The sequence below is a fragment of the Roseateles sp. GW821-FHT09H10 genome (assembly GCF_059415865.1).
In genome coordinates this window covers 531,600-558,172 of record NZ_JBWKOB010000001.1, presented here as the reverse complement: position 1 = coordinate 558,172, position 26,573 = coordinate 531,600, and the positions used below count along the sequence as shown (strand labels likewise).

General features: G+C 68.2%; 25 protein-coding genes. 15 read left to right on the top strand and 10 right to left on the bottom strand.

What is annotated here, in order from left to right; genetic code table 11:
- The first annotated feature begins 84 nt into the window (after positions 1-84).
- From AC07OY_RS02450 to AC07OY_RS02400, 11 genes are all read left to right on the top strand, one after another.
- Complete coding sequence (locus tag AC07OY_RS02450) at positions 85-2,124, top strand: ribonuclease catalytic domain-containing protein (RefSeq protein WP_495040932.1); 2,040 nt, start codon at positions 85-87, stop codon at positions 2,122-2,124.
- A 1-nt stretch (position 2,125) separates the two neighbouring features.
- Complete coding sequence (locus AC07OY_RS02445; RefSeq protein ID WP_495040931.1) at positions 2,126-2,980, top strand: energy transducer TonB; 855 nt, start codon at positions 2,126-2,128, stop codon at positions 2,978-2,980.
- Positions 2,977-3,792: a shikimate dehydrogenase gene (gene aroE / locus AC07OY_RS02440; RefSeq protein ID WP_495040930.1), complete on the top strand. Its 816-nt coding sequence runs from the start codon at positions 2,977-2,979 to the stop codon at positions 3,790-3,792. The genes AC07OY_RS02445 and aroE overlap by 4 nt, the downstream gene beginning before the upstream one ends.
- A complete protein-coding gene (mtgA, locus tag AC07OY_RS02435; RefSeq protein WP_495040929.1) occupies positions 3,792-4,505 on the top strand; it encodes a monofunctional biosynthetic peptidoglycan transglycosylase in 714 nt (237 codons plus the stop codon). The genes aroE and mtgA overlap by 1 nt, the downstream gene beginning before the upstream one ends.
- A gap of 7 nt (positions 4,506-4,512) precedes the next feature.
- Entirely contained in the window at positions 4,513-5,094 is a 582-nt protein-coding gene (locus AC07OY_RS02430; protein WP_495040928.1) for a hypothetical protein, read from the top strand.
- Positions 5,091-5,612 (top strand): TlpA disulfide reductase family protein, encoded by a 522-nt coding sequence (locus AC07OY_RS02425; protein WP_495040927.1) that lies wholly within the window; start codon positions 5,091-5,093, stop codon positions 5,610-5,612. Before AC07OY_RS02430 ends, AC07OY_RS02425 begins: the two co-directional genes overlap by 4 nt.
- Positions 5,613-5,728: 116 nt before the next feature.
- On the top strand, positions 5,729-6,178 hold the full coding sequence (gene aroQ, locus AC07OY_RS02420) for a type II 3-dehydroquinate dehydratase (protein ID WP_495040926.1): 450 nt from the start codon (positions 5,729-5,731) through the stop codon (positions 6,176-6,178).
- 56 nt (positions 6,179-6,234) lie between these two features.
- Entirely contained in the window at positions 6,235-6,705 is a 471-nt protein-coding gene (accB, locus tag AC07OY_RS02415) for an acetyl-CoA carboxylase biotin carboxyl carrier protein (RefSeq protein WP_495040925.1), read from the top strand.
- A 13-nt stretch (positions 6,706-6,718) separates the two neighbouring features.
- Positions 6,719-8,068 (top strand): acetyl-CoA carboxylase biotin carboxylase subunit, encoded by a 1,350-nt coding sequence (gene accC / locus AC07OY_RS02410; protein ID WP_495040924.1) that lies wholly within the window; start codon positions 6,719-6,721, stop codon positions 8,066-8,068.
- Positions 8,069-8,108: 40 nt separating this feature from the next.
- On the top strand, positions 8,109-8,996 hold the full coding sequence (gene prmA / locus AC07OY_RS02405) for a 50S ribosomal protein L11 methyltransferase (protein ID WP_495041965.1): 888 nt from the start codon (positions 8,109-8,111) through the stop codon (positions 8,994-8,996).
- Positions 8,993-10,069, top strand: coding sequence for a zinc-ribbon and DUF3426 domain-containing protein (locus AC07OY_RS02400; protein ID WP_495040923.1), 1,077 nt, complete (start codon positions 8,993-8,995; stop codon positions 10,067-10,069). Before prmA ends, AC07OY_RS02400 begins: the two co-directional genes overlap by 4 nt.
- A gap of 345 nt (positions 10,070-10,414) precedes the next feature.
- Here AC07OY_RS02400 and AC07OY_RS02395 read toward each other — a convergent pair whose 3' ends face one another.
- The 7 genes from AC07OY_RS02395 to AC07OY_RS02365 all read right to left on the bottom strand — a co-directional run bounded on the left by AC07OY_RS02395 (position 10,415) and on the right by AC07OY_RS02365 (position 20,177).
- Complete coding sequence (locus AC07OY_RS02395; RefSeq protein WP_495040922.1) at positions 10,415-11,002, bottom strand: histone; 588 nt, start codon at positions 11,000-11,002, stop codon at positions 10,415-10,417.
- Positions 11,003-11,210: 208 nt separating this feature from the next.
- Positions 11,211-12,371 carry a ribonucleotide-diphosphate reductase subunit beta gene (locus tag AC07OY_RS02390; protein WP_495040921.1) on the bottom strand — a complete coding sequence of 387 codons (1,161 nt, stop codon included), beginning with the start codon at positions 12,369-12,371 and terminating at the stop codon, positions 11,211-11,213.
- Between the two features lie 157 nt (positions 12,372-12,528).
- Positions 12,529-15,444 carry a ribonucleoside-diphosphate reductase subunit alpha gene (locus tag AC07OY_RS02385; RefSeq protein WP_495040920.1) on the bottom strand — a complete coding sequence of 972 codons (2,916 nt, stop codon included), beginning with the start codon at positions 15,442-15,444 and terminating at the stop codon, positions 12,529-12,531.
- 494 nt (positions 15,445-15,938) lie between these two features.
- On the bottom strand, positions 15,939-17,387 hold the full coding sequence (locus tag AC07OY_RS02380; RefSeq protein WP_495040919.1) for a sigma-54-dependent transcriptional regulator: 1,449 nt from the start codon (positions 17,385-17,387) through the stop codon (positions 15,939-15,941).
- Positions 17,384-19,057, bottom strand: a complete 1,674-nt coding sequence (locus tag AC07OY_RS02375; protein ID WP_495040918.1) for a sensor histidine kinase — start codon at positions 19,055-19,057, stop codon at positions 17,384-17,386. Before AC07OY_RS02375 ends, AC07OY_RS02380 begins: the two co-directional genes overlap by 4 nt.
- Before the next feature lie 2 nt (positions 19,058-19,059).
- On the bottom strand, positions 19,060-19,302 hold the full coding sequence (locus tag AC07OY_RS02370) for a PP0621 family protein (RefSeq protein WP_495040917.1): 243 nt from the start codon (positions 19,300-19,302) through the stop codon (positions 19,060-19,062).
- Positions 19,299-20,177, bottom strand: a complete 879-nt coding sequence (locus tag AC07OY_RS02365) for a cytochrome C assembly family protein (protein WP_495040916.1) — start codon at positions 20,175-20,177, stop codon at positions 19,299-19,301. The genes AC07OY_RS02370 and AC07OY_RS02365 overlap by 4 nt, the downstream gene beginning before the upstream one ends.
- A 59-nt stretch (positions 20,178-20,236) precedes the next feature.
- Between AC07OY_RS02365 and ffh the strand changes: the two genes are divergently transcribed.
- The 3 genes from ffh (at position 20,237) to AC07OY_RS02350 (ending at position 22,773) form a co-directional block, all read left to right on the top strand.
- Positions 20,237-21,616 carry a signal recognition particle protein gene (gene ffh / locus AC07OY_RS02360; RefSeq protein ID WP_495040915.1) on the top strand — a complete coding sequence of 460 codons (1,380 nt, stop codon included), beginning with the start codon at positions 20,237-20,239 and terminating at the stop codon, positions 21,614-21,616.
- Between the two features lie 24 nt (positions 21,617-21,640).
- The gene (locus AC07OY_RS02355; protein ID WP_495040914.1) at positions 21,641-22,069 is read left to right on the top strand and encodes a hypothetical protein; all 429 of its coding nucleotides are present in this window, start codon (positions 21,641-21,643) and stop codon (positions 22,067-22,069) included.
- Between the two features lie 179 nt (positions 22,070-22,248).
- Entirely contained in the window at positions 22,249-22,773 is a 525-nt protein-coding gene (locus AC07OY_RS02350; RefSeq protein ID WP_495040913.1) for a hypothetical protein, read from the top strand.
- A 4-nt stretch (positions 22,774-22,777) separates the two neighbouring features.
- Here AC07OY_RS02350 and AC07OY_RS02345 read toward each other — a convergent pair whose 3' ends face one another.
- Together AC07OY_RS02345 and AC07OY_RS02340 are read right to left on the bottom strand one after the other, a co-directional pair.
- A complete protein-coding gene (locus AC07OY_RS02345) occupies positions 22,778-23,383 on the bottom strand; it encodes a LysE family translocator (protein WP_495040912.1) in 606 nt (201 codons plus the stop codon).
- The gene (locus tag AC07OY_RS02340) at positions 23,380-24,276 is read right to left on the bottom strand and encodes an NAD-dependent epimerase/dehydratase family protein (protein WP_495040911.1); all 897 of its coding nucleotides are present in this window, start codon (positions 24,274-24,276) and stop codon (positions 23,380-23,382) included. The genes AC07OY_RS02345 and AC07OY_RS02340 overlap by 4 nt, the downstream gene beginning before the upstream one ends.
- 101 nt (positions 24,277-24,377) lie before the next feature.
- On the opposite strand from AC07OY_RS02340, the gene AC07OY_RS02335 reads away from it, so the two are divergent.
- Positions 24,378-25,289, top strand: coding sequence for a LysR substrate-binding domain-containing protein (locus AC07OY_RS02335; protein WP_495040910.1), 912 nt, complete (start codon positions 24,378-24,380; stop codon positions 25,287-25,289).
- Here AC07OY_RS02335 and ftsY read toward each other — a convergent pair.
- Positions 25,252-26,394 (bottom strand): signal recognition particle-docking protein FtsY, encoded by a 1,143-nt coding sequence (ftsY, locus tag AC07OY_RS02330; protein ID WP_495040909.1) that lies wholly within the window; start codon positions 26,392-26,394, stop codon positions 25,252-25,254. The two genes, AC07OY_RS02335 and ftsY, sit on opposite strands and share 38 nt — an antisense overlap.
- Positions 26,395-26,573 lie beyond the last annotated feature (179 nt).

Below are 26,573 nucleotides of genomic sequence, written 5' to 3'. Positions count from 1 at the left end.
CTGGCCAATGGCAGGCCCAGCGCTCGGCCCGAATACGTTGGGACGGCCGGGCCCTCGGACAACTGAGGCGACAATCCCTCGCTTATGTTTGCGCTTTTTGATGACGCCGGGAAATTCCTCGCCGGCCGGGTGATGTCGGAGGCCGATGCCTCGCTGCAGGTGGAGCTGGACTCGGGCAAGCGGGTCAAGGTCAAGTCGGCCAATGTGCTGCTGAAGTTCGAGCAGCCGGCACCCGCCGTGCTGCTGGCGGATGCCCGCAAGCTGGCCGACGACATCGACCTGGACCTGGCCTGGGAATTCGCCCCCGAGGGTGATTTCGGCTTTGCCGACCTGGCCCGCGACTATTTCGACGCCAAGGCCGGCATCGTGCAGCAGGCCGCCGCCCTGTTCCGCCTCTACGACGCCCCCCACTACTTCCGCCGTGCCGGCAAGGGCCAGTTCAAGAAGGCGCCCGAGGACATCGTCAAGGCCGCCCTGCTCGGCATCGAGCGCAAGCGCCAGCAGCAATTGCAGATCGAGTCCTGGGCCGAGGAACTGGTCAAGGGCGCCTGCCCCCAGCCCATCCAGGACCAGATCTACAAGATCCTGTTCAAGCCCGACAAGAACGGCCCCGAATACAAGGCCGTCGTCGAAGCCAGCAAGCGTTCGCACAAGGCGCCGCTGGATCTGCTGCAGGGCGCGGGTGCCATCACCAGCGCCTATCAGTTCCACTGGAAGCGCTTCCTGTTCGAGAACTTCCCCAAGGGCGTGGGCTTCCCGGCCCTGACGGCGCCGGAGATCAAGGACGACCTGGCGCTGAGCCCGGTTCGCGCCTTCTCCATCGACGACTCGCAGACCACCGAAATCGACGATGCGCTGTCGGTGCAGGGCCTGGGCACGGGCACCGTCACCTTCGGCGTGCACATCGCAGCACCCGGCCTGGCCATCACGCCGGATTCGGCTATCGACAAGGTCGCCCGCGAGCGCCTGTCCACCGTCTACATGCCGGGCTGGAAGCTGACCATGCTGCCCGACGAGGTCGTGCAGGCCTACACGCTGATCGAGGGCCGCGACTGCCCGGCCGTGTCCATCTACTTCACGATGGACGAGACCAGCTTCGAGATCAAGTCCCGCGAGACCAAGCTGGAGCGCGTGCACATCGCAGCCAACCTGCGCCACGACAAGCTGGACGGCATCGTCACCGACGCCACGCTGTCGGGCGAAGCGCCGGCCGACTACCTGTTTGCACCGGAACTCGCCTTCACCTGGCGCCTGGCCAAGCATCTCAAGGCCCAGCGCGAGGTGGTGCGCGGCAAGCCCGAGAACTTCAACCGGCCCGACTACAACTTCCGCCTCGCCGGCGAACGGTCCGAAGCACCCAACGGCACGGAATCCGTCGAGATCAGCGTGCGCGCCCGCGGCAGCTCGCTGGACCTCATCGTCGCCGAAGCCATGATCCTGGCCAATTCCGCCTGGGGCGGCTGGCTGGCCGAGCTGGGCCTGCCCGGCATCTACCGCAGCCAGGCCAGCCTGGCGCCCGGCATCAAGGTGCGCATGGGCGTCAAGGCCCTGCCCCATGCCGGCATGGGGGTGTCCAGCTACACCTGGGCCAGCTCGCCGCTGCGCCGTTACGTCGACCTGGCCAACCAGTGGCAGATCATTGCCGCCGCCCGCCACGGCAAGACGGCGGCCCTGGTCGCGCCCTTCAAGCCCAAGGACGCCCAGCTCTTCTCCATCATCTCGGGCTTCGAGGCCGCCTACGCGGCCTACAACGGCTTCCAGAACGGCATCGAGCGCTTCTGGACGCTGCGCTGGCTGCAGCAGAACGGCACCACCGAGCTGACCGCCACCGTCATGAAGGAAGGCCTGGTGCGCGCCGACGACCTGCCCCTGGTCTTCAAGGCCCTGGGCTGCGAGCCGCTGCCGCGCGGCAGCCATGTGAAGGTGCGCATCACCGGCCTGGACGAGATGACGCTGGATGTGCATGCCTCGCTGATCGAGCGCCTCGACGAAGCCGCGACCAGCGAAGAGCCCGAGGGCGACGAGGACGAACTCGAAGCCGCCGCCGCCCCGCTGACGCTGGCCATCGACCTGAACGACGGCAGCAGCGAAGCCGAGCCGGCCGCCGCCGCATCACAAAGCTGAAATGCGCAAACCGAGCACGCTGCAGATCGCGCTCGCGTTTTCGCTCGGCGTGCATGCCGCGCTGCTGAGCCTGCGCATCGCCGCGCCCGAGACCTTCAACCGCATCTTCCAGGACACGCCGCTGGAGGTGGTGCTCGTCAACACCCGCTCCAACGAGGCGCCCGCCAAGGCCCAGGCACTCGCCCAGGCCAATCTGGCGGGCGGCGGCAACACCGAGGTGGGCCGCGCCACATCGCCGCTGCCACCGGCGCGGCAGAACGAGGTCGGCGACGCGGCCGAGTCGCAGAGTTCGCAGATCGCCCAGCTGCAGCAACAGCAGCAGCAACTGCTGACCCAGGTCAGGCGTGAGCTGGCCCTGCTGCCGCCACCCGATCCGCGCCGCGAGAAGACCGACGCCGCCGAGCGCGCCGTGGCCGAGAAGCGCCGCCAGCTCGTCGACCTGCTCGCCGAGATCGAGAAGCGCGTCAACGAGGAAAGCGCCCGGCCGCGCAAGCGCTATGTGAGCCCGGCCACGCGCGAGGTGGTCTATGCACAGTATTACGACGGCCTGCGCCGCCGCATCGAGGAACGCGGCACGCGCGACTTTCCCGAGTCGCGCGGCAAGAAGCTCTATGGCGAGCTGACCATGAACATCCACATTGACCACAAGGGCCGCGTCATCGAGACCGAGATCGTCGCCTCCAGCGGCAACACCACGCTGGACCGCCGCGCCATCGCCATCGTGCAGGCCGCCTCGCCCTTCGGCAACTTCACCAAGGAGATGCTGCGCGGCGCCGAGGTGCTGGTCATCACCTCGCGCTTCAAGTTCACGCGTGACGAGAACCTGGAAACGACCCTGCAGGGGCAGCCGCAATGACAGACAGATACGCCGTCGTCGGCAATCCGGTGGAGCACAGCCGCTCGCCGGCCATCCATGCAATGTTTGCCGAGCATACGAGCCAGACCCTGGCCTACGAGAGGCTGCTCGCCCCGCTGGACGCCTTCGAGGCGACGCTGCGCAGCTTCGCCGGCGCGGGCGCCAAGGGCTGCAATATCACCGTGCCTTTCAAGTTCGACGCGTTCGCGCTGGCTACCGAGCACACCGAACGCGCGGCGCTGGCCTGCGCCGTCAACACCCTGCGCTTCGACGAAGGCGGCTGGGTGGGCGACAACACGGACGGCGCCGGCCTGGTCAACGACATCCAGCGCAATGCCCGCCGTCCGCTTGAAGGTTTGCATGTGCTGCTGGTGGGGGCCGGTGGTGCAGCAGCAGGCGTGCTGGGCAGCCTGATCGCTGCCAAGCCAGCGCGGATCACCGTCGTCAATCGCACGGTGGACAAGGCCGCAGCCCTGGTTGCCAGCCATGCCCACCTGGGCGTGCCGCTTGCCGCGGCCACGTTGGCCGACGCGCCGCCTGCCCAGGACATCGTCGTCAACGCCACCAGCACCAGCCTGGCCGGCGCGGCCTCGCCGGTGGACGCCCGCGTCCTCAAGCCGGGCGCCCTGGCGCTGGACATGATGTATGGCCCCAAGGCCCAGGGCTTCCTGGACTGGGCCGCCGCCCATGGCGCCGAGCCGCGCGATGGGCTGGGCATGCTGGTCGAGCAGGCGGCCGAGGCCTTCTTCTTCTGGCGCGGTATGCGTCCGGACACGGCGCCCGTACTGAAAGCGCTGAGGGCGACACTGTGATGCGCCATGTCGGCCGCCTGGTCGCCGTGCTGGCCCTGGCCGTGCTGTGCCTGCAGCTCTGGTTTGCCGGCCGCATCCTGATGATGCGCTTCATCGCGCCGCAGTCGACCAGCTTCCAGCGCAGCGAGGCCGTGCGCCTGATGAAGGAGAAGCAGCAGGTCGCCTGGGCTCAGCAGTGGGTGGACGACGCCCAGCTCGCCACGACGCTGAAGCGCGCCGTCATCGCCAGCGAAGACGACGGCTTTGCCGAGCACGGCGGCGTCGACTGGGACGCGCTCAAGGGCGCCTGGAAGAAGAACGAGAAGGCGCAGGCCCGTGCCGAGGCGCGCGGCAAGCCGACCGCCAAGGTCGTCGGCGGCTCGACCATCTCCCAGCAGCTGGCCAAGAACCTCTTCCTGTCCGGCGAGCGCACGCTGCTGCGCAAGGGCCAGGAACTGATCCTGACGCTGATGCTGGAGGGCCTGCTGGACAAGCGCCGCATCCTGGAGATCTATCTGAACAGCGTCGAATGGGGCGAAGGCCTGTTCGGCGCCCAGGCCGCGGCCCGCCACTACTTCCGCACCGACGCGGCGCGGCTCGGGGCCTTCGAGGCCGCCCGCCTGGCCGTCATGCTGCCGGCGCCCAAACGTTTCGAGCGCCAGCCCGCCTCGCCCTATGTGCTGGGACGCGCCGGCATCATCACCGGCCGCATGAACAGCGCCCAACTCCCCTGATCCGGCCATGAGTGATTCAGAAGAGATTGCCGCCGCCGCGGCCCGACTCATCGTCGACGAGGGCATGGACTGGGGACCGGCCAAGCAGCGCGCCGCCCGCGACCTGGGCGCACCGCGCGCCGCCCTGCCCGGCAATGACGAGGTCGAAGACGCCGTGCGCGAGCACATCGCCATATTCCATGCCGACACCCAGCCCGGCGAGCTGCGCGCGCTGCGCGAGCTGGCGGCGCTGTGGATGGATCGCCTGGCCGAGTTCCGCCCCCACCTGACCGGCGCCGTCTGGCGCGGCACCGCGACGCGGCTGTCGAATGTCCATCTGCAGCTGTATTGCGATGACAGCAAGGCGGCCGAGATCGCCCTGATCGACCGGGGCCTGGACTTCGACGTGGCCGAAACGTCGGCCGGCCGGGGCCGCCAGGTCGACATGCTGATCCTGGACGCGCCCTGCCCCGCCCTCGGCGAGCGCGTGACGCTGTGCCTGACCATCCTGGACTTCGACGACCTGCGCGGCGCGCTGAAGCCCGATGTCCGCGGGCGCACCGAACGCGGCGACCTCGCCGCGCTGAAAACCCTGCTGGACGCCGAATGAGCCCCACCACCCGTCGCATCCTGCTGGCCAGCGCCGGCGTCGGCGCCGCCACCCTGGGCGCCTCCTTCGCCTGGCGCCAGCTGAATCCGCCCCAGGCCTCGGCCCTGGCCCAGGCCTTCTGGGCGCGCCGCTTCGCCGGCGTCGACGGCGCGCAGATCGATGTCGCCCGCTGGCGCGGCAAACCCCTGCTGGTGAACTTCTGGGCGACCTGGTGCCCGCCCTGCGTGAAGGAGCTGCCGGAGATCAACCAGTTCTACAAGGAAGCCAGGGGCAAGGGCTGGCAGGTGCTGGGCCTGGCCGTTGACCAGCCCGAGCCGGTCAAGGCCTTCCTGCAAAAGAACCCGCTGGACTTCGCCATCGCCCTGGCCGGCCCCGAAGGCCTGAGCCTGGTGCGCGAGCTCGGCAACCCCTCCGGCGGCCTGCCTTTTTCCGTCATCTTCGACGAAACCGGCGAGATCAGCTGGCGTCGCCTGGGGGTCAGCCGCCTCGAAGAGCTGCGCCAACTGGCCAAAACCTAGGCCACCCCGAGAATTTCCCTATCCAGCGGGAAATCGGCGCCAAAACGCGTAAAGTTCGCCCTTCCTCAATTTAGTGGCGGCTCTCTAGACCCTCGGGCTGGTGCGTCTCCACGCGTTTGATGCAAGTTCTCGTCCTGCATGGCCCCAACCTCAACCTGCTCGGCACCCGCGAGCCCGAGGTCTACGGCGCGCAGACCCTGGCCCAGATCGATGCTGAACTGAGCACGATCGCGAAAGATGCAGGCGCCAGCCTGGTGAGCTTCCAAAGCAACCACGAAGGCGCCCTGGTCGATCGCATCCAGGCTGCGCGCACGGACGGCACGCGCTTCATCCTCATCAATCCGGCCGCCTACACCCACACCAGCGTCGCCATCCGTGACGCGCTGGCGGCGGCGGAGCTGCCCTTCATCGAAGTCCACCTGTCCAACATCCACCGCCGCGAAGCCTTCCGGCATCACAGCTATGTGAGCGAGCTGGCGGTGGGTGTCATCTGCGGCCTGGGTGCCAACGGCTACCGCCTCGCCCTGCGCCACGCCCTCGATTCGTTGGGAGCCGCCGGCGCCTGAAGCGCTGCCGGCCTTCCTTTCCTTCCCCCACAACAACAACACAGCCTGGAGCCACGATGGACCTGCGCAAGCTCAAAACCCTGATCGACCTGGTCTCGGAATCCAATATTTCCGAGCTGGAAATCACCGAGGCCGACGGCAAGGTCCGCATCGTCAAGTCCGACCCGGCCGCCGCCGTGACCATGCAACCGGTCTATACCGCAGCCCCCGCCGCGCCGGTCGTCCATGCCGCCGCCCCCGTGGCCTCTGCAGTCGCCGCCGCCGCACCGGCTGCCGCGGCGCCGGTCGAGACCGGCCACATCGTCAAGTCGCCCATGGTCGGTACCTTCTACCGTGCCTCCAGCCCCAATGCCAAGGCCTTCGCCGACGTCGGCCAGCAGGTCAAGGAAGGCGAGGCCATCTGCATCATCGAGGCGATGAAGATCATGAACGAGATCGAGGCCGACAAGAGCGGCACGATCACCAAGATCCTGTGCGAGAACGGCCAGGCGGTCGAATTCGGTCAGCCGCTGTTCGTCATCGAATAAGCGGGGGCTTCTGATGTTCAAGAAAGTCCTGATCGCGAATCGGGGGGAGATTGCCCTCCGCATCCAACGAGCGTGCCGAGAACTCGGCATCAAGTCCGTCGTCGTCTACTCCGAGGCCGACCGCGACGCCAAATATGTGCGCCTGGCCGACGAGGCCGTCTGCATCGGCCCCGCGCCGTCGGCCCAGAGCTATCTCAGCATGCCGGCCATCATCGCGACGGCCGAAGTGACCGATGCCGAGGCCATCCACCCCGGCTACGGCTTCCTGAGCGAGAACGCCGACTTCGCCGAGCGCGTCGAGCGCAGCGGCTTCACCTTCATCGGCCCGACGCCCGAGTCCATCCGCATGATGGGCGACAAGGTCTCGGCCAAGCAGGCCATGATCCGCGCCGGCGTGCCCTGCGTGCCCGGTTCCGAAGGCGCCCTGCCCGAGGACCCCAAGGAGATCATCAAGATCGCCCGCACGGTAGGCTATCCGGTCATCATCAAGGCAGCCGGCGGCGGTGGCGGACGCGGCATGCGCGTCGTGCACACCGAGGCGGCCCTGGTGCACGCCGTGCAGACGACGCGCGCCGAAGCGGGTGCGGCCTTCGGCAACCCCGAGGTCTACATGGAGAAGTTCCTGGAGAACCCGCGCCATGTGGAGATCCAGATCCTCGCCGACACCTTCAAGAACGCCGTCTGGCTGGGCGAGCGCGACTGCTCCATGCAGCGCCGCCACCAGAAGATCATCGAAGAGGCGCCGGCACCCGGCATTCCCCGCCGCGCCATCGAGAAGGTGGGAGACCGCTGCGCCGCCGCCTGCAAGAAGATGGGCTACCGCGGCGCCGGCACCTTCGAGTTCCTGTACGAGAACGGCGAGTTCTATTTCATCGAGATGAACACCCGCGTGCAGGTGGAGCATCCGGTCACCGAGATGGTGACGGGCATCGACATCGTGCAGCAGCAGATCAGGATCGCGGCCGGCGAGAAGCTGCCCTTCACGCAGCGCCAGATCGAGATGCGCGGCCACGCCATCGAGTGCCGCATCAACGCCGAGGATCCGGTCAAGTTCGTGCCCTCGCCCGGCCGCATCACGATGTGGCACGCACCCGGCGGCCCCGGCGTGCGCGTGGACTCGCATGCCTACACGAACTACTTCGTGCCGCCCAACTACGACTCCATGATCGGCAAGATCATCGTCCACGGCGACACCCGCGAGCAGGCCCTGGCCCGCATGCGCATCGCGCTGAGCGAGACGGTGGTCGAAGGCATCCAGACCAACATCCCGCTGCACCGCGAGCTGATGGCGGACGCCAAGTTCATCGAGGGTGGAACCTCCATCCACTACCTCGAAGGCTGGATGGCTGCACACAAGCGATGAAGGCGGCGGCACTCGCGGGACAATAGGGCGCATGAGTCACCTGTTTGAACTTGCGCTGGTCTGCCGCGAGGCCGACGTCGAGATCGTCAGCGACGCGCTGATGGAGATCGACGCGCTCGCCGTCTCGGTTGAGGACGCCGATGCCGACACCGACGCCGAGCACGCACTTTTCGGTGAGCCCGGCATGCCCGCTCCGGCGGCAGGCTGGGAACGGTCGGTCGTCAAGGCCCTCTTCCCCAGCGAACCCGAAGCCACCGAGGCCGCCACCTTGGTCCTGGCCCAGGACTGGGCGGCCGATGTGCATGTGCAGGCCATCCAGTCCGTGCCCGAACAGGACTGGGTCCGCCTGACGCAGAGCCAGTTCGCGCCGGTCGAGATCACGCCCGAGTTCTGGATCGTGCCGAGCTGGCACCAGGCGCCGCCGCAGGCCCAGCGCGTCATGCGCCTGGATCCGGGCCTGGCCTTCGGCACCGGCACGCATCCGACGACGCGCATGTGCCTGCGCTGGATCGCGACCCACGTTCAAGCGTGGCCGCGCGTGCTCGACTACGGCTGCGGTTCCGGCATCCTCGCCATCGGCGCGGCCCTGCATGGCGCCACCAGCATCGACGCTGTGGACATCGACCCCGCCGCCATCACGTCCTCGCGAGACAACGCGACGGCCAACGGTGTCACGCTGAACCCGGGCCTGCCCGAACTGGCCCAGGGCGAGTACCCACTGGTCATCGCCAACATCCTGGCCCAGCCGCTGAAACTGCTGGCGCCCCTGCTCTGCGCTCATGTCGCGCCGGGCGGCAACCTCATCCTGGCCGGCATCCTGAGCCGCCAGGCCGACGAGTTGAAGGCCGCCTACGCACCGTGGCTGGCCCTCGAGGTCAGCGATGAAGAGGATGGCTGGATCCTCATGACAGCCCAACGAGCCGCATGAGCCTCGCGACTCGCTGCACCGCCTGCGGGACGATCTTCAGGATCGTCGAGGACCAGTTGCGCGTGTCCGACGGCTGGGTGCGCTGCGGCCGTTGCGCCGAGATCTTCGACGCCCGCGAACTGCTGTTCGACATCGAGCGCGAGGCGCCGCCGCCCTGGCCCGTGCCCTACGCACCGGCGGCCGTCGCGCCCGAGCCCGAGCCCGAACCACTGCCGCCGCCTCCGCCACCGCCCCCATCGGTGCCGGTCTACACACCGCCGCCAGACTGGATGCCACCGCCCGAGCCCGAGCCTCGCAGCGAAGCCCTGCCCACTGGCTGGCCCTCGGAGTTCACCCGCACGGAGTCCAGGCCCGAGCCCCGCTGGGTGGAAGACGACGCGGCCAGCGACCCGCTGATCGTGCCGTCGCCCATGGTGGCCCGCGAGGCCGAGCCCGAACCCTCGATGGCGGAGATGGCACCCATCACCGCCGAGCCCGCCGAGCGGCCCGGCAAGCCGGTCAAGGCAGCCAAGCCGCCCAAGGCCGCCAAGGCGCTGAAGGCCGAGGCAGCACCGACCGATGCCGTGCCCGAGTTCATGCGCCAGGCCGAAAGCACGGCGCGCTGGAGCCGCCCGGGCGTGCGCGTCGCCCTCGGCGCCGCGTCCCTGGTGTGCGCCACCCTGCTCGCCCTGCAGGTCACGCTGCACTTCCGCGATGCCATCGCCGCCCTGCACCCGCCCATGCGCGAGCCCCTGAAGGCCCTCTGCGGGGTGACGGGCTGCGAGGTGAAGCCCTGGCGGCGCATCGAAGCGCTCAGCATCGACGCCACATCGCTCAGCCCCATCGGCACGGGCAGCTACAAGCTCAACCTGTCGCTGCGCAACAAGACGGGTGTGGATGTCGCCGCTCCGTGGGTGGAGCTCAGCCTCACCGACAGCAGTGGCGCACCCTTCGCGCGTCGCGTGCTGGGCCCGGAAACCCTGAGCCCCGTGCTGACCCACGTCAATGCCGACTCCGAGCAGGCCCTGAGCCTGGTGTTCGGCACGGGCGGGCAGAAGGTCAGCGGCTACAGCGTCAACATCTTTTATCCCTGACGGTGGCGGCCGGCGCCGCACTGCCATGGGAAAGGGCGCAGAGTCCTTGCGCGTCCCTGAGACTCGAGCACATCGGTCAACGTCAGACGCCGGCCGGACACGCTGTCGTGCTGCGGGGAGAGTAGCAAGGGGTCTGCGCCCCGGAAACAACTCTAGGCCGCCACGGCCGCCGGCCCTGTAGGACCACGCCGCGTCCCCGGATGCAGCCGTTAGCAGATGCATCGGCACCAAAGCGCGCGCATCGGCCAATAAAAAACCCGGCACCGAGTAACTCGGGCCGGGCTGTCTGATTCACCAGGATCCGGGTGGACAAGCCACCCGGGGATGAGTCAGCGTATCGCCTGATTAGGGCTTGTTGCCGGTCGGGAAGGGCCAGGCAGCTTGCGGGCTCAGAGCGGTCTTGGCCGCAGGAGCGGGCGCAGCAGCGGCAGGCTTGGCCGCAGGGGCAGGCTTGGCGGCAGCCTTCTTCGGAGCAGCGGCCTTCTTGGCAGCAGGCTTCGCGGCAGGCTTGGCAGCGGCCTTCTTGGGAGCGGCAGCCTTCTTGGGAGCGGCCTTCTTCGGCGCAGCAGCCTTCTTGGGAGCAGCAGCCTTCTTGGCCGGAGCGGCCTTCTTGGCGGGTGCAGCCTTCTTGGCCGGAGCGGCCTTCTTCGCCGGAGCGGCCTTCTTGGCCGGAGCAGCCTTCTTGGCGGGAGCGGCCTTCTTGGCCGGAGCAGCCTTCTTCGCCGGAGCGGCCTTCTTGGCCGGAGCGGCCTTCTTCGCCGGAGCAGCCTTCTTCGCCGGAGCGGCCTTCTTGGCCGGAGCAGCCTTCTTGGCCGGAGCGGCCTTCTTGGCCGGAGCGGCCTTCTTGGCCGGAGCGGCCTTCTTCGCGGGGGCTGCCTTCTTGGCGGCGGCCTTCTTCGGTGCGGCCTTAGCCGGGGTCTTCGCAGTTGCCATGGTTTTCTCCTTGATCAAGTGGAAAAGACACCGTCCTGCACGGACCGGTCCGTGCAGATACGGTTATTCACCGTCCGAGAGTCGCTCAGGAGGAACGCCTCGATACGGTGAATGGGATCGCCATGCAGCCCCGCCACCTCGAGGGTGTTGATGCGGGTTTCGCTCGGTGACTGCATTGGCCAGGTCTTGATCGGGTTGCGGCTGGGGTTCAGTCCCAGCTCAGGGCCCCGCCCGATTGATATTCGATGACGCGCGTCTCGAAGAAGTTGCGTTCCTTCTTCAAGTCGATCATCTCGGACATCCACGGGAAGGGGTTTTCTTCGTTCGGGAACAGGGCTTCGAGGCCGATCTGCACCGCACGGCGGTTGGCGATGAAGCGCAGATAGCCCTTGAACATCGAGGCATTGAGGCCCAGCACGCCGCGCGGCATGGTGTCCTCGGCGTAGCGGTATTCCAGCTCGACCGCCTTCAGGAACAGCGCCTTGATCTCGGCCTTGAATTCGGCCGTCCACAGGTGCGGGTTCTCCAACTTGATCTGGTTGATCAGGTCGATGCCGAAATTGCAGTGCATGGACTCGTCGCGCAGGATGTACTGGTACTGCTCGGCAGCACCAGTCATCTTGTTCTGGCGACCCATCGCCAGGATCTGCGTGAAGCCGACGTAGAAGAACATGCCTTCCATCAGGCAGGCGAAGACGATCAGGCTCTTCAGCAGGGTCTGGTCGTTCTCGGGCGTGCCGGTGTTGAAGTTCGGGTCCATGATCGCGCCGATGAAGGGGATCAGGAACTCGTCCTTGTCGCGGATGGACTGGACTTCGTTGTAGGCGTTGAAGATCTCGCTCTCATCCAGGCCCAGGCTCTCAACGATGTATTGATAGGCGTGGGTGTGGATGGCTTCTTCGAAGGCCTGGCGCAGCAGGAACTGGCGAGCCTCGGGCGCCGTGATGTGGCGGTAGGTGCCCAGCACGATGTTGTTGGCGGCCAGCGAGTCGGCGGTGACGAAGAAGCCGAGGTTGCGCTTGATGATGCGGCGCTCGTCTTCGGTCAGGCCGTTGGGATCCTTCCAGAGCGCGATGTCGCGGCTCATGTTCACTTCCTGCGGCATCCAGTGATTGGCGCAGGTGGCGAGGTACTTCTCCCAGGCCCACTTGTACTTGAACGGCACCAGCTGATTCACATCGGTCTGGCCGTTGATGATGCGCTTGTCCGCGGCCTTCACACGACGCGCGGTCGTGGACTCACCGGACAGTTGAGGAGCGGGAATCGAGACGCTGGCAGCTCCGTGCGATTGAGTCGCCGAAGGCATGGCCGCGAGAGGCTTCGCGGTGGGGGTATCAGTGGACTTCAGGTCTTCGTCCCAATCCAGCATGGTGTGCTTCCTATCACTTCGAATTATCCGCAGTGCTTGTGCAAATCAACAAGAACCAGCAACTGCTATTTGCATCATTCGCGCAAAGTTTGTTGCGCGACGACATCGAAAACATGCAGTGCGAACTTGTCTATACAAGTTCGCACTGCCGCTTCGATTACTGGCAGGCCTCGCAACCGGGGTCGTCGATGGCGCAGAACTTCATGTCCGTGGCCGGCAGTTCGGACTCGACGGTGGCGACCGGAGCGGCGACTGCGGCAGCCACCGGCGCGGCGCCGGAAGACACCGCGTTGAGCTGGCCCGAGCGCGTGACCGTGCTCTTCTCGGCCTGCGTCGCGCTGATGGTGCGCAGGTAGTAGGTCGTCTTCAGGCCGCGCGTCCAGGCCAGCTTGTAGGTCTCGTCCAGCTTCTTGCCCGAGGCACCGGCCATGTAGATGTTCAGGCTCTGCGCCTGGTCGATCCACTTCTGGCGGCGCGCGCCGGCTTCGATCAGCCACACGGTGTCGACTTCAAACGCCGTCGCGTACAGGGCCTTGATGTCCTCGGGCACGCGGTCGATGCGGCGCAGCGAGCCGTCGAAGTGCTTGAGGTCCATGACCATCACGTCGTCCCACAGGCCCAGGGCCTTGAGGTCACGCACCAGCGATTCGTTGATGACGGTGAACTCGCCGGACAGGTTGGACTTGACCGACAGATTGCCGAAGCAGGGCTCGATCGAGGCATCCACACCAATGATGTTGGAGATGGTGGCCGTCGGCGCGATGGCGATGCAGTTGCTGTTGCGCATGCCAAAAGTCCCGATGCGGCCGCGCAGCGCATTCCAGTCCAGCGTCGTCGAGCGGTCCACTTCGACATAGCCGCCGCGCTGCTCGGCCAGCAGGTCGATGGAGTCGATCGGCAGGATGCCGCGGTCCCACAGCGAGCCCTTGTACGAGGAATAGCGGCCGCGTTCCTCGGCCAGTTCGGTCGAGGCCCAGTAGGCGTGATAGCAGACAGCTTCCATCGAGCGGTCGGCGAATTCGACGGCGGCTTCAGAGGCGTAGGGCGTGCGCAGCTGATACAGCGCGTCCTGGAAGCCCATGATGCCCAGGCCGACCGGACGGTGGCGCAGGTTGGAGTCGCGGGCCTTCTTGACGGCGTAGTAGTTGATGTCGATGACGTTGTCGAGCATGCGCATGGCCGTGCGCGTCGTCTTCTTCAGCTTGGCCTGGTCAATCTGGCCATCCTTGATGTGCTGGGCCAGGTTGACGGAGCCGAGGTTGCAGACGGCGATCTCGCTGTCGTTGGTGTTCAGCGTGATCTCGGTGCACAGATTGGACGAGTGCACGACGCCGACGTGCTGCTGCGGGCTGCGCACATTGCAGGCGTCCTTGAACGTGATCCAGGGGTGGCCCGTCTCGAACAGCATCGACAGCATCTTGCGCCACAGGTCCTTGGCCGGCATGCGCTTGAAGAGCTTGAGCTCGCCGCGGTCGACCTTGTTCTCGTAGCCGACATAGGCCTCTTCAAACGCCTTGCCGAACTTGTCGTGCAGGTCCGGGCAGGTCGAGGGGCTGAACAGCGTCCAGTGGCCACCGTCCATCACGCGCTTCATGAACAGGTCGGGAATCCAGTTCGCCGTGTTCATGTCGTGGGTGCGGCGGCGGTCGTCGCCGGTGTTCTTGCGCAGGTCCAGGAACTCTTCGATGTCCAGGTGCCAGGTTTCCAGGTAGGCGCAGACGGCGCCCTTGCGCTTGCCACCCTGGTTCACGGCCACGGCCGTGTCGTTGACGACCTTCAGGAAGGGCACGACGCCTTGCGACTTGCCGTTGGTGCCCTTGATGTGGGAGCCGAGCGCGCGCACCGGGGTCCAGTCATTGCCCAGGCCGCCGGCGAACTTGCTCAGCAGTGCGTTCTCCTTCAGCGCCTCGTAGATGCCGTCCAGGTCGTCGCTGACGGTGGTCAGGTAGCAGCTGGACAGCTGCGAGCGGCGCGTGCCGGAGTTGAAGAGGGTCGGCGTGCTCGACATGAAATCGAAGCTGGACAGCACTTCATAGAACTCGATGGCGCGGGCTTCGCGGTCGATCTCGCCCAGGGCCAGCCCCATGGCGACGCGCATGAAGAAGGCCTGCGGCATCTCGATGCGCACGTCTTCGATGTGCAGGAAGTAGCGGTCGTACAGGGTCTGCAGGCCGAGGTAGTCGAACTGCAGGTCGCGGTCGGCCTTCAGCGCGGCGCCCAGCTTGGCCAGGTCGTACTGGCCCAGCTTCTCGTCCAGCAGCTCGGCGGCGATGCCCTTCTTGATATAGCCAGGGAAGTACTCGGCGTAGCGCGCCTGCATCTCGCCCTGCGTGACTTCACCGCCGATGATCTCGCGGCGGATGGTGTGCAGCAGCAGGCGGGCGGTGGCGCGGCTGTAGCCGGGGTCCTTCTCGATCAGCGTGCGGGCGGCCAGGATGGCGGCCTTGTAGACCTCGTCGATGGCGACGCCGTCGTACAGATTGCGCTGGGTCTCGGCCAGCACCGGCTCGGGCTTGACGTCGGCGCCGAGGTTCTCGCAGGCCGAGGCGATCAGGCCTTTGAGCGCGCCGAGGTCCAGCGGGCGGCGCTCGCCGCGGTCCACCACCATCAGCTGCGGCTCGGCGGCACGCGTGGCCTCGCCCTGGGCGGCACGCTCCTGGGTGCGACGCTCGCGGTACAGCACATAGGCGCGCGCCACATCGTGCTGGCCGCTGCGCATCAGGCCCAGCTCGACCTGATCCTGCACGTCTTCGATATGGAAGGTGCCGCCGCTCGGGCGCGAGCGCAGCAGGGCGCGCACGACGTTCTGGGTCAGCTGTTCCACCGTCTCGCGCACGCTGGCCGAGGCCGCGCCGCTGGTGCCGTGCACCGCCAGGAAGGCCTTCATCAGCGCGACGGCGATCTTGCTCGGCTCGAACGAGACCACGGCGCCATTGCGGCGAATGATCTGGTAGGCCTGGTAGGTCGTCAGCGTCGGGGCGCTGGGGGCGGCGGCGTCGGATCCAAACGCGACCGGGGACAGCGACGACGGCGAGGCGGTGGTGGCCTGGCCCGTGGCGGCTTCATGCAGCATGAGGTGATCCTTTATCGAGAAATGACGGGCAAATGCGCGGCAGCAACCCGAGGGTCGGGCCAGCGCATCGTGCGGTGCTTCAGTGGGGTATTTCGTCCCTGCCGGTCCATTGCCAGGCCGGCGTTCCGGCTTGGTCCTCGGGTGCATTGCTGCTGCGGCCAAGCCACAGCAAACAGCGATTCCGAGGGGATGGTCATGGGGTCGACTGGGTCAGCAGGATATCACGAGAGAACACTATATCTAGTGCTTGACCCCATGGGGAGCCCACATCCCTAGTGTCAACCCGGGGCTTTGGTTTGCATTGAAAAAGACCCAATGCCGGCTTTATGCCGATCAAATCGAGACTCGCTCCGCGTGACCCGCATGCGTGCTGGGTTTGCCAGCCAAAGCGGGCCGCAAAGCCGCGCCGTTGTTGAGTTTGTCGCGGGTCCTCAGCGCGCGGCGACGAGGTCACCACCGATTCAAGGAGGGCAAATCCCGAGAGGGCTTTTCACTCAGCTGTCGCCAGCGGAGATGGCCAGACGCGCCATGCGATAGCGGATCTGGCGCAGCGACAGCCCCAGGCTGGCCGCCGCCGCCGTGCGGTTGAAGCGATGCAGCTCCAGTGCGCGCAGCAGGATGGCGCGCTCGACCTCGTCGAGATAGCGCGCCAAGTCCGCCGGCAGCTCCTCGGGCAGGGACACGCCCTCGCCCATCGGCGCCGCTTCGACCGGCATGTCCAGCGCCGCGAACTGCGACTCTGTGCGCCCTTCGTCGAGCAGCGTGTCGGGCAGGCCGAGGTCGTCGGCATCGATCCACTCGCCGCCGGCCAGAGCCAGCGCGCGGTGCAGCAGGTTCTCCAGCTCGCGCACATTGCCGGGGAAGGCATAGCGCGACAGCGTCTGCAGCGCGCCGGCCGTGAGCCGCGGCGCCGGCGACACGCCGGCATCATGGGCGATGCGCGTCAGCACCCGCGTGCTGATCAGCCCCAGGTCCTCCAGGCGTTCGCGCAGCGGCGGCACGCGGATCTGGATGACGTTGAGGCGGTAGAACAAGTCCTGGCGGAAGCGCCCGGCCGCGACCTCGGCGGCGAGGTCCTTGTGCGTCGCGCTGAGGATGCGCACATTGATCGGGCTCTCGGCCGTCGCGCCCACGGGCCGCACCGAGCGCTCCTGAATGACGCGCAGCAGCTTGCTCTGCATGGCCAGCGGCAGGTCGCCGATCTCGTCGAGAAAGAGGGTGCCGCCGTCGGCCGCCTGGAAGAAGCCCTCGCGGTCCTCGTTGGCGCCGGTGAAGGCCCCCTTGCGATAGCCGAAGAACTCGGCCTCGAGCAGGTTCTCGGGGATGGCGCCGCAGTTGACGGCGACGAAGCGTGCCTCGGCGCGCACGCCGTGGTCGTGGATGGCGCGCGCCACCAGCTCCTTGCCGGTGCCGGATTCGCCCTGCACCAGCACCGGCGCCATGCTGCGCGCGACCTTGTCGATCAGCGCCCGCACCGCGCGGATGGCGGTGGACTCGCCCACCAGGCGCAGCGCCGTGGCGGGTCCGGCAGCTGGCGTCGGCGCCTCGGCCACTGGCGTCGGCTCGGGCAGCACGCGGCCCAGGGCCGAACCGACGACGAGGCGGAACTGGCGCAGGTCGACTGGCTTGGTCAGGTAGTCGAAGGCACCGGCCTTCAGCGCCTCGACGGCGTTCTCGGCCGAACCGAAGGCCGTGATGACGATGGCCTTCTCGGTGCGGCCGGCCTGCTCGAGCCAGCGCAGCAGCGCCAGGCCCGAGCCGTCGGGCAGCTTCATGTCGGTGATGACGGCGCTGTAGGTCTCGGCCTGCAGATGCTCCAGGGCCTCGGTCACCGAACCGGCGCTGTCGATCTCATAGCCCTCGCGCAGCAGGGTCAGCTCATAGAGCGTGCGCAGGTCGGGCTCGTCGTCGACGACCAGCAGGCGAGCAGGCGTTGTACTCATGCGGATGGTGGCGTGCGCAGGCGCACGCAGAACTCGTTGGCCGCCAGGTCGGTGGCGCGGCGGTAGTCGATGTGAGCGCCATGGCGCTCGCACAGCTCACGGCAAATATAGAGGCCCAGGCCCGACCCGCGGCTGCGCGTCGAGAAGAAAGGCTCGAAGAGATGCCTCTCGATCTCGGGCGGCACCGGCGGGCCGGCGCTGCGCACGACGAGATTGAGCGCCTCGCCCTCCCTGTCCAGCGAGACCTGGATGGCACCCGCGCCAGGCTCGGCGTGGCGGTGGGCGTTGTCCAGCAGGTTGACGAGGATGCGGCGCAGATGCTCGGCGTCGAACAGGCCCATCAGGCCCGGTGCGGCGATCTGCAGCCGGAAGCGGCTCTGCTCGCCAGGCCGCACGTCGTTGACGCGAGCCCATTCGATGCAGGTCTCCTGCACGATGGCGCCGGCGTCCAGGGCCTGGGAGTCGGGCTGCACGCCGGGCGCCAGCTCGCCGACATCGTCCACCAGGCGCTTGAGCCTCTGCACATTGGAGGCCACCATGCGCGTCAGCTGTTCGGCCCGCATGCCGGCCACGTCCTCGGCGATCAGCGCATTTGCCTGCGCTATTGCCGCAAGCGGGTTGCGGATCTCGTGCGCGATGCCGGCCGACACCCGGCCCATCGCGGCCAGCTTCTCCTGGCGGGTGCGTGCCAGCAGCTCGCGGTTGTCCTCGACGAAGAGCACGCACAGCTCCTCGCTGCCCTCGCGCTGGCGCGTGAAACGCAGCCGCAGCCGCAGGCTGCGCGTGGCCCCGCTTTCCAGGGACAGCGCCACATCGACCTCGGCGCCGGCACCGCCCGGGCTGCCCGCATGGGCCTGCTCCAGGGCCTGCACCAGGGGCTGCCAATCGACTCGCCCGCGCAGCTGCCAGCTCAGCTCGCCACTGGCGGCCCCAAGCAGGGCATGGGCCGCCGGGTTCATCGCCCGCACGCGGCCGCGCCGGTCGACGACGAGCACGCCCTCCTGCATCTCGTCGATGACGAGGCGGTTCAGCTGCTCCTGCTGGCGGGCCAGGGCGAGGCTGCCGCGCGCGGCCTTCTCTTCACGGGCCAGGCGGGCGCTGAGCTCGCCGGCCAGCAGGCTGACGGCAAAGAGGCCGCTGCCCACCAGCCCGGCCTGCGTGGTCTTCAGACCCACGTCCAGGCCGGCCAGCAGCGACCAGCCCGCCGCAACCAGCAGGCCCAGCGCCGCCATCGCAGCCGTGGCCAGCGCCAGCCGGCGCGGGCTCAGCACGGCCGCCATCAGCACGGGCATGACGAAGAGGGCGCCGTAGTTCACGCCGCTCGGGTCCAGCGCATGCAGCGCGCCGAACAGGATCAGGTCCACACCGATGGCACTCCACCAATGCGGGCTGCTGATGCGCGCCAGGCTGCGCGCCGAAGCGCCGCTGCGCAACTGGGGCGCCAGCCACAAGGCCAGGGCCGCGACGGCATAGGACAGGCTCAGGGCCAGCGTCGAGCGTGCCGGCAGCGTTCCCAGCGTGACGGAAATCAGCTGGGCCGCCACCAGGGCCAGGCCCAGGGCCGCCCGGGCGGCCAGAAAGGCACGGTAGAGGCGATCGAAGGAGGCGCTGGCCTCGGCCGGCGGCTCCGCCGGCGGCTGCTCGACGAACCAGCTCCCCGCGCCGGCCACCGTCAGGCCTGCCCCTCGCGGGCCTCGAAGCTGTTGCGGTGTGCCGCGCTGCAGAACACGCCGCCCTTGCCGGGCAGGGCCTCGTCGGCTGGCAGGTGCGTGCCGCATTCGGCGCAGCGCAGCATGGCTCGCGGCGGGGCGGGCGGCGCAGGCGCGCGCGGCTCGGGCTCGCGCGGCTTGGCGCGCCGCGCACCCAGCACGAAGAAAAGCACGCCCAGAGCGAGCAGCAGCAACAGGTACTTCATGCGCCGCCTCCATTGGCACCGCGCTGCAGGATGACCTCCAGCACGAAGCGCGACCCCGCATAGGACAGCAGCAGCAGGGCGGCGCCGGCGTAGAGCCAGCGCGTCGCGCGCCGGCCGCGCCAGCCATAGATGCGGCGGCCGACGAGCAGGCCGGTCAGCACCAGCCAGCCCAGCACGGCGAGCAGGTTCTTGTGGTCCCAGCGCCAGGCCGGTGTGAACCACCAGCCCAAAGCGATGGCCAGGGACAGCACGCCGACGCCGGCGGCCACGAACTGGAAGGTCAGGCGCTCGAGGCGCAGCAGCGGCAGGCCGGCCGGCGTCGACTGCTTGCGGCGCAGCTGCGATTCGGCGCGGTTCATCAGCGCTGCATGCAGCACCGCCACGCCAAACAGGCCGTAGGACGCCAGGCCCAGCACCCAGTGCAGTGGCGCCCAGGGCGATGCGGCCTGCGGCCGGCTCTCGCCGGGGAAGCCCCAGGCCAGCAGCACGGCGGCAGCCGCCAGCCAGGCCAGCACGCGGCGCACGCTGTGCAGGGGCAGGAAGCGGCTTTCGACCAGATAGACCGTCAGCACCAGCCAGGCCGTCATCGACAGCGCCGGCGCAAAGCCGAAGCGCGCGCCGGGCTCGGCCAGGCCATAGCCGCTGATATCTATATAGAGAGCGACGAACTGGGCCGTCCAGGCCAGGGCCATGGGCGGGACGGAGCGCAGCGGCCGGCGCACGGCGGCGTCGGCGTCGCCGGCCCGCGAACGCAGCAGGCCCACCCAGACATAACCCAGCAAGGCCAGCATGCTGGCCACGGCCAGTGCCAACCCCGGCCCGACGGCCTGCGCGGCCACAGCGGCGTCTCCGAGGGGGGTGGGCGATAAACTCATGGCTGCAGTGTACTTTTGGCCTGTCGCCATTCCGGCCGGACAGACCCCTCCCCAAAGCAATGGCTTCCAACCTCACCGACCGCCTGAGTCGCCTCGTCAAGACGATGCGCGGCCAGGCCCGCATCACCGAGAGCAATGTTCAGGACATGCTGCGCGAAGTGCGCATGGCCCTGCTCGAGGCCGACGTGGCCCTGCCCGTGGTGCGCGACTTCATCGCCCGCGTGAAGGAGAAGGCCCTCGGCCAGGAGGTCGTCGGTTCGCTGAACCCGGGCCAGGTGCTGGTCTCGGTCGTGCACAAGGAGCTCGCCGCCACCATGGGCGAGGGCGTGGCCGACATCAACCTGGCCGCCCAGCCGCCCGCCGTCATCCTGATGGCCGGCCTGCAGGGCGCCGGCAAGACGACGACGACGGCCAAGCTCACCAAGCACCTGATCGAGAAGCGCAAGAAGAAGGTGCTGACGGTCTCCGCCGACGTCTACCGCCCCGCCGCCATCGAACAGCTGAAGACGGTCACGCGCCAGGCCGGCGGTGAATGGTTCGAATCGACGCCCGACCAGAAGCCGCGCGACATCGCCCTCGCCGCCCTCGACTACGCCAAGCGCCATTACATCGACGTGCTGCTGGTCGACACGGCCGGCCGCCTGGCCATCGACGAAGCGCTGATGGCCGAGATCAAGGAGCTGCACAGCGTCCTGAACCCGGTCGAGACGCTGTTCGTCGTCGACGCCATGCAGGGCCAGGACGCGGTCAACACCGCCAAGGCCTTCAAGGAAGCCCTGCCGCTGACCGGCGTCATCCTGACCAAGCTGGACGGCGACTCGCGCGGCGGTGCGGCCCTGTCGGTGCGCCAGATCACCGGCGCGCCCATCAAGTTCGCCGGCGTGTCCGAGAAGATCGACGGCCTGGAGGTCTTCGACGCCGACCGCCATGCCGGCCGCGTGCTGGGCATGGGCGACATCGTGGCCCTGGTCGAGCAGGTCACGCAGAACGTCGACATGGCCTCCGCCCAGGCCATGGCCGAGAAGCTCAAGAGCGGCAGCGGCTTCGACCTCAACGACTTCCTGCAGCAGATCGCGCAGATGAAGAAGATGGGCGGCCTCGGCGGCCTGATGGACAAGCTGCCGCAGAACATGATGGGCAACAAGCAGCCCGGCCAGGCCGACATGGACCGCGCCGAGCGCGACATGAAGCGCATGGAAGGCATCCTGCGCGCCATGACCGCCAAGGAGCGCGCCCAGCCCACGCTGCTGATGGACGGCAAGAGCAAGGCCAGCCGCAAGCGCCGCATTGCCGCCGGCGCCGGCGTGCAGATCCAGGACGTCAACCGCCTGCTGAACCAGTTCGACCAGATGCAGGGGATGATGAAGAAGATGAAAGGCGGCGGCCTCATGAAGATGATGAAGCGCATGGGCGGCATGAAGGGCCTGCCGGGGATGTGATCGAAAAGGGTCGGAGCCAGCCCCATGTCGCAATACAGCGAGCATTTCAGGCACCTGCATGACGAGGATCTGATCGACCGAGCGAGCCGCAGCGACCTCGTTCCTGAGGCCAAAGCCGCCTTGATGACTGAGTTGGCTGCACGAGGCATTCATGACATTTCGAGTCATGCAGAAGCTCGTGAAGTGGAAAACCGTGCGGTAAGCATTCACCGCAAGCGTCAATTGGCGGCTCGCCGCCCGCTGTGGTTGATTCAATCCATCTCGTTTTACATCGCCGGTGCCATGGCCTTCTTGTTCGGTGTCGCCATGCTGCTCGACGATATGGGCCGCTGGGGCTCCGTCGCCGCACTTTTCATGACGGTGGGCGTCGTCGTGTCACTTCTGGGGCTGGTTTTGCAACGCGTCGGCCGGGCTTGGGACGCGCGCGTACTTTTCCGTCAGCCTCCGCCGTAAGCGTCAACACACCGCCTCATTGATGGGGGCCGAGCGCCCCCCAAGGGCTACTCGCTAGGGTCTACCAGAACCCAAACCGTCGCCGGACTGTCCGGCGTCACACCTGCTCACACTTGGTCCCAAGCTCAAGGGACAGCCAGCCGTGGTCAAGACCCGGCACTGCCGTTAGCGTGCCCCGCATGCTGAATCTCCACCTCCCCGCCTGGCTGAGCACCCTCACCGGACAGCGCAGTGCTCCCCGCCGTGCCGATGCGGCCGACACCGTGATGCACTGGCCGCCGACAGCCGCGCGCGTGCTGGTCAGCGCCGAAAGGCATGCGCACAAAAGCATCGCGCTGGCCCTGGCCCTGGAGCACCCCAAGGGCTTTCTGCTCGCCCACGTGCCCCTGCACAAGCTGGTGCGCGTGCCCAAGCAGTATTCCTACCGGGAATGGCTGTCGCGCACCGGCCTGCTGACGGTCGACTTCGCCTTGTGCGACGAGCATGGCTATGTGCGCTCCGTCGTGCTGCTGCCCATCGCCGAGGACCAGCCCCGCCATTCCCGCAAGCGCGAGCGGCTGCTGCGGGTGCTGGGCGCCACCGAGCTGGCCGTCACGCACTGGGACCGCGACTGGCAGAACGAAGCCGCCGACCGCCTGCGCGACAAGCTCTTCTCCAAGCAGCGCGCCTCCGGCTACTACGCCGACACGCCGCACGCGCACTGAGGCGTTAGCCCAGCAGCACCAGGGCCGCGCAGCCCAGCAGGCCGAGTCCCCCCAGCCGGTTCAGCCAGGGGCCGGCCGGCACGCGGGCGTGCCGGCGCAACAGCGCCACGGCCGTGATCAGCAGCGCGAACCAGCCGATGTTCACGAGTTCGAACAGCAGGCCCAGGCGCAGGAAGCCGCCCAGCCAGTCGCTGCCATCGCCCTTCAGGAAAAGCGGGAAGAAGGCGCCGAAGAACAGGATGGGCTTGGGATTCAGCAGCGTCAGCAGCAGGGCGGGACCGAAGGCGCGTTGACCGCCAGCGGTTGCCGGGGGTGCGTCCGCCGCCGGCGTACTGCGCAGCATGGCCACGCCCAGCCACGCGACATAAAGGGCGCCACCCACCCTCAAGGCCAGCAGGGCCGCCGGCCATTGCTGCAGCAACGCCCCCAGCCCCACCCCGGCCGCGGTGATCAGCAGCAAGTCGCCCGCCACCAGGCCACCCACGGCCAGTACGGCTCGCTGCGGCGCCATGCGGGCCTGCCCCAGCACATACAGCGTCGCCGGCCCCGGCACGACGACGACGAGCAGGGACGCCAGCAGGAAGGCGCCCAGGTGCTGGATGCCGCTCACGGCAGCACCCCTTCGCCGGCCAGCGCTGCAGCATGGGCGTCGATGAGGGCATCCAGCCAGCCGTCCACCGGATCGAAGAGCCAGCCCAGGGCCGTCGCGCGGCCGGTGTGCAGGGCATGGGGTGCGGCGTAGTCGAAGGGGCCGCTGACGACGCCTGCGGCCCCCAAGGCCTCAAGGCCAAGCCGCGCGGCGATGCGCGCCTGCAGCTGGGCCGAGGTCAGCGTGCCGCGGCTGGCGACGTTGAGCGGGCCGATGAAGTCCTGGCGGCCGGCCCAGAGCATCAGCTGGACGACGCCGGGCACGTCGATGAACGAAGTCTCACCCGCTGTCGCCGCCGGCGACGAAGCTTCGCCGCGCAGCACGCGCTCGACGCAGCCACGCAGGCGTCCGGTGAAGTCCTCCGCGCCGCCCAGCACATGGGCCAGGCGCAGCGTCGCGACCGGCAGGCCCCGTGCCGCCAGCAACACCACCTCGGCGCGGCGCTTGCCCTCGCCATAGGCAGTCGGCGGTTCAGCCACGGCCTGCGCGAGATCAAGGTCGTCCTCGCGGTAGGCCCTGGCCAGCCGGCCATGCAGCACGTCGTAGACCTCGATCGTTGACGTCATCAGATAGCGGCCGACCTTGCCGGCGAACAGGCGGGCGGCAAGGGCGGCCTCTTCCGGGCGATAGCACATCTGGTCATAGACCACGTCGAAGCGGGCGTCGCGGAAGGCGGCCTGCATGGCCGTCGCGTCGGTCCGGTCCACGGCGATGCGGCGCACACGGCTGCCGAAGGGATCGGGCGTGCGGCCGCGCGTCGCGATCGTCACCCGATCGCCCGCCGCGATCAGGGCCTCGACGAGGCGGATGCCGAAGTAGCGCGTGCCACCGATGACCAGGATTTCTTGACCCATGACTCGTCCTTGGAGTGATGGATCGCAGTTTTCTATTGCAGCGGCGGAAGCGAAACCTGGAATTGGCTATCCTGAGGATCAGAAAAACCTGCCCTCATGCCATGGCCCAGCCCCTCGCCAGCCTGTCCGGCCTGCTCGATTTCGAGGCCGCCGCCCGCCACGGCGGCTTTCGCGCCGCCGCGGCCGAACTGCACAAGACACCGGCCGCGCTGAGCCAGCAGATCAAGGGGCTGGAACAGTCTCTGGGCCTGGCCCTGTTCGTGCGGCATGCGCGCCACGTCGCCATCACACCCGCAGGGCGGGCGCTGGCCGAGAACGTCGGCCGCCTGCTGGCAGAACTGCGCGAGCAGGTGCTGGCGCTGCGCGAGACCCAGGACCCGCACACCGTGCGCGTGTCGGGCACGCATTCGCTGACGATGAAGTTCCTGGTGCCGCGGCTGCACCGCTTCACGGCCGCCCATCCCGCCGTGGACGTGCGCGTGGAGGCCAGCGACCAGCTGTCCGACCTGGATGGCGGTGGCTGCGACATCGCGCTGCGCTACCAGCCCCTGGCGACGATGGACGGGCCGGCCTTGCATGCCGAGCAGCAGGTCGTCGTCTGCAGCCCGGCGGTCGCAGCCAGGCCGTTGCCGCTGGCCGATCTGCTCCGCCAGCCCCTGCTGCACGAAGAAGGCGGGCTGGCCGCCTGGCAGCAACTGCTGGCACGCGAGGGACTCGCCAGCCGACGGCATCTGGACTTCTCGCGCAGCTACAGCCATGGCGGCCTGCTGGTGCAGGCGGTGGTGGCGGGCTTGGGCGTTGGCCTGGTGCCGTTTGCGCTGGCCGCGGAGGACCTGGAGCAAGGCCGCCTGGTGCGGGCCCGCTGCGCGCCCCAGGCCTCGGCCTATGGCTATCGGCTGCTGCGCGGCCCGGCCCGCATCGGCGCGCCGGCCGTCGACGCCTTCGAGGCCTGGATACGCACCGAGTTCGAGGGTCTTACTCCAGCAGCGCGCGGGCGAACTCGCGGGCGCTGAAGGTCTCGAGGTCTTCCAGCTTCTCGCCCACGCCGATGAAATAGACCGGCACGGGCCGCTCGCGCGCGATGGCGGCGAGCACGCCGCCCTTGGCCGTGCCGTCGAGCTTGGTGACGATCAGGCCGGTCAGGCCCAGGGCCTCGTCGAAGGCCTTGACCTGGTTGAGCGCGTTCTGGCCGGTGTTGCCATCGACGACCAGCAGCACTTCGTGGGGTGCGCCCTCCTGGGCCTTGGTGATGACGCGCTTGATCTTCTTCAGCTCCTCCATCAGGTGGACCTGGGTCGGCAGACGGCCTGCCGTGTCGGCGATGACGACATCGGCACCGCGGGCCTTGCCGGCGTTGACGGCGTCGAACGACACGGCCGCCGGGTCGCCGCCCTCCTGGCTGATGATCTCGACCTGGGCGCGGTCGGCCCACACGCCCAATTGCTCGCGGGCCGCGGCGCGGAAGGTGTCGGCGGCGGCCAGCAGCACTTTCTGGCTGGCCTCGGCGAGATGGCGGGTCAGCTTGCCGATGCTGGTGGTCTTGCCGGCGCCGTTGACGCCGACCACCATCATCACGGTGGGCGTGAAACGGCCCACTTCCAGGCCCTTCTCCAGCGGCGCCAGCAGTTCGGCCAGCGCGTCGACGAGCAGGCCGCGCACGGCCTGCGGGTCGGTCGCCCTGGCCTCCTTGACACGGCGCTTCAGGTCGTCGAGCAGGAACTGCGTGGCCTTGACGCCGGCATCGGCCATCAAGAGCGCCTCTTCCAGCTCCTCATAGAGCTGATCATCGATCTTGGTGCCGCTGAAGACGCCGGCAATGCTGCCGCCGGTCTTGCGCAGGCCGGCGCGCAGGCGGTCCATCCAGCTGGCGCGCGGGGGCGGCGGTGCGGCGACGACCGGAGCGGGCGGGGGCGGCGCAACGACAACAGGCACCGGGACAGGTGCGGCAACGGGTGCTGCAACAGGCGTTGGCGTCGGGGCGATGACCGGCGCCGGGGCCGCGACCGGTTCCGGCGCCGGCTGGCTCGCAGGCTTGGTGACCCAGCCTTCGGGCAGCAGGGTCGGCGCCTCGTCGGCGGGCGCGGGAGGCGGGGGCGCCTTCTTGAAGAAACTGAACATAGACGGCTATTTTCGCTGGCTCTTCGCGCTTTGCCTCCAGATCGCTGGGAAGAGCGTCATCACCCCGCCTATTGCCCTTTGCCGGAAGCGCACGAAGAGCCTGATCGCTTGCCTTGGTGAGAGCTCTCTGCGGCCCTTTCTCGCAAGCGCTTGATTTTTTGGCGACCAGGAACCGGGTG

What these genes read in the sequence shown, in the direction of transcription:
- AC07OY_RS02355 (WP_495040914.1), top strand. Translation starts at nt 21,641, where the DNA reads ATGTCGCAATACAGCGAGCATTTCAGGCACCTGCATGACGAGGATCTG.
- AC07OY_RS02380 (WP_495040919.1), bottom strand. Translation starts at nt 17,387, where the DNA reads ATGAGTACAACGCCTGCTCGCCTGCTGGTCGTCGACGACGAGCCCGAC.
- AC07OY_RS02390 (WP_495040921.1), bottom strand. Translation starts at nt 12,371, where the DNA reads ATGCTGGATTGGGACGAAGACCTGAAGTCCACTGATACCCCCACCGCG.
- accC (WP_495040924.1), top strand. Translation starts at nt 6,719, where the DNA reads ATGTTCAAGAAAGTCCTGATCGCGAATCGGGGGGAGATTGCCCTCCGC.
- mtgA (WP_495040929.1), top strand. Translation starts at nt 3,792, where the DNA reads ATGCGCCATGTCGGCCGCCTGGTCGCCGTGCTGGCCCTGGCCGTGCTG.
- AC07OY_RS02425 (WP_495040927.1), top strand. Translation starts at nt 5,091, where the DNA reads ATGAGCCCCACCACCCGTCGCATCCTGCTGGCCAGCGCCGGCGTCGGC.
- accB (WP_495040925.1), top strand. Translation starts at nt 6,235, where the DNA reads ATGGACCTGCGCAAGCTCAAAACCCTGATCGACCTGGTCTCGGAATCC.
- aroE (WP_495040930.1), top strand. Translation starts at nt 2,977, where the DNA reads ATGACAGACAGATACGCCGTCGTCGGCAATCCGGTGGAGCACAGCCGC.
- ffh (WP_495040915.1), top strand. Translation starts at nt 20,237, where the DNA reads ATGGCTTCCAACCTCACCGACCGCCTGAGTCGCCTCGTCAAGACGATG.
- AC07OY_RS02450 (WP_495040932.1), top strand. Translation starts at nt 85, where the DNA reads ATGTTTGCGCTTTTTGATGACGCCGGGAAATTCCTCGCCGGCCGGGTG.
- AC07OY_RS02350 (WP_495040913.1), top strand. Translation starts at nt 22,249, where the DNA reads ATGCTGAATCTCCACCTCCCCGCCTGGCTGAGCACCCTCACCGGACAG.
- ftsY (WP_495040909.1), bottom strand. Translation starts at nt 26,394, where the DNA reads ATGTTCAGTTTCTTCAAGAAGGCGCCCCCGCCTCCCGCGCCCGCCGAC.
- AC07OY_RS02430 (WP_495040928.1), top strand. Translation starts at nt 4,513, where the DNA reads ATGAGTGATTCAGAAGAGATTGCCGCCGCCGCGGCCCGACTCATCGTC.
- AC07OY_RS02445 (WP_495040931.1), top strand. Translation starts at nt 2,126, where the DNA reads ATGCGCAAACCGAGCACGCTGCAGATCGCGCTCGCGTTTTCGCTCGGC.
- AC07OY_RS02335 (WP_495040910.1), top strand. Translation starts at nt 24,378, where the DNA reads ATGGCCCAGCCCCTCGCCAGCCTGTCCGGCCTGCTCGATTTCGAGGCC.
- AC07OY_RS02370 (WP_495040917.1), bottom strand. Translation starts at nt 19,302, where the DNA reads ATGAAGTACCTGTTGCTGCTGCTCGCTCTGGGCGTGCTTTTCTTCGTG.
- AC07OY_RS02395 (WP_495040922.1), bottom strand. Translation starts at nt 11,002, where the DNA reads ATGGCAACTGCGAAGACCCCGGCTAAGGCCGCACCGAAGAAGGCCGCC.
- AC07OY_RS02385 (WP_495040920.1), bottom strand. Translation starts at nt 15,444, where the DNA reads ATGCTGCATGAAGCCGCCACGGGCCAGGCCACCACCGCCTCGCCGTCG.
- AC07OY_RS02400 (WP_495040923.1), top strand. Translation starts at nt 8,993, where the DNA reads ATGAGCCTCGCGACTCGCTGCACCGCCTGCGGGACGATCTTCAGGATC.
- AC07OY_RS02365 (WP_495040916.1), bottom strand. Translation starts at nt 20,177, where the DNA reads ATGAGTTTATCGCCCACCCCCCTCGGAGACGCCGCTGTGGCCGCGCAG.
- AC07OY_RS02340 (WP_495040911.1), bottom strand. Translation starts at nt 24,276, where the DNA reads ATGGGTCAAGAAATCCTGGTCATCGGTGGCACGCGCTACTTCGGCATC.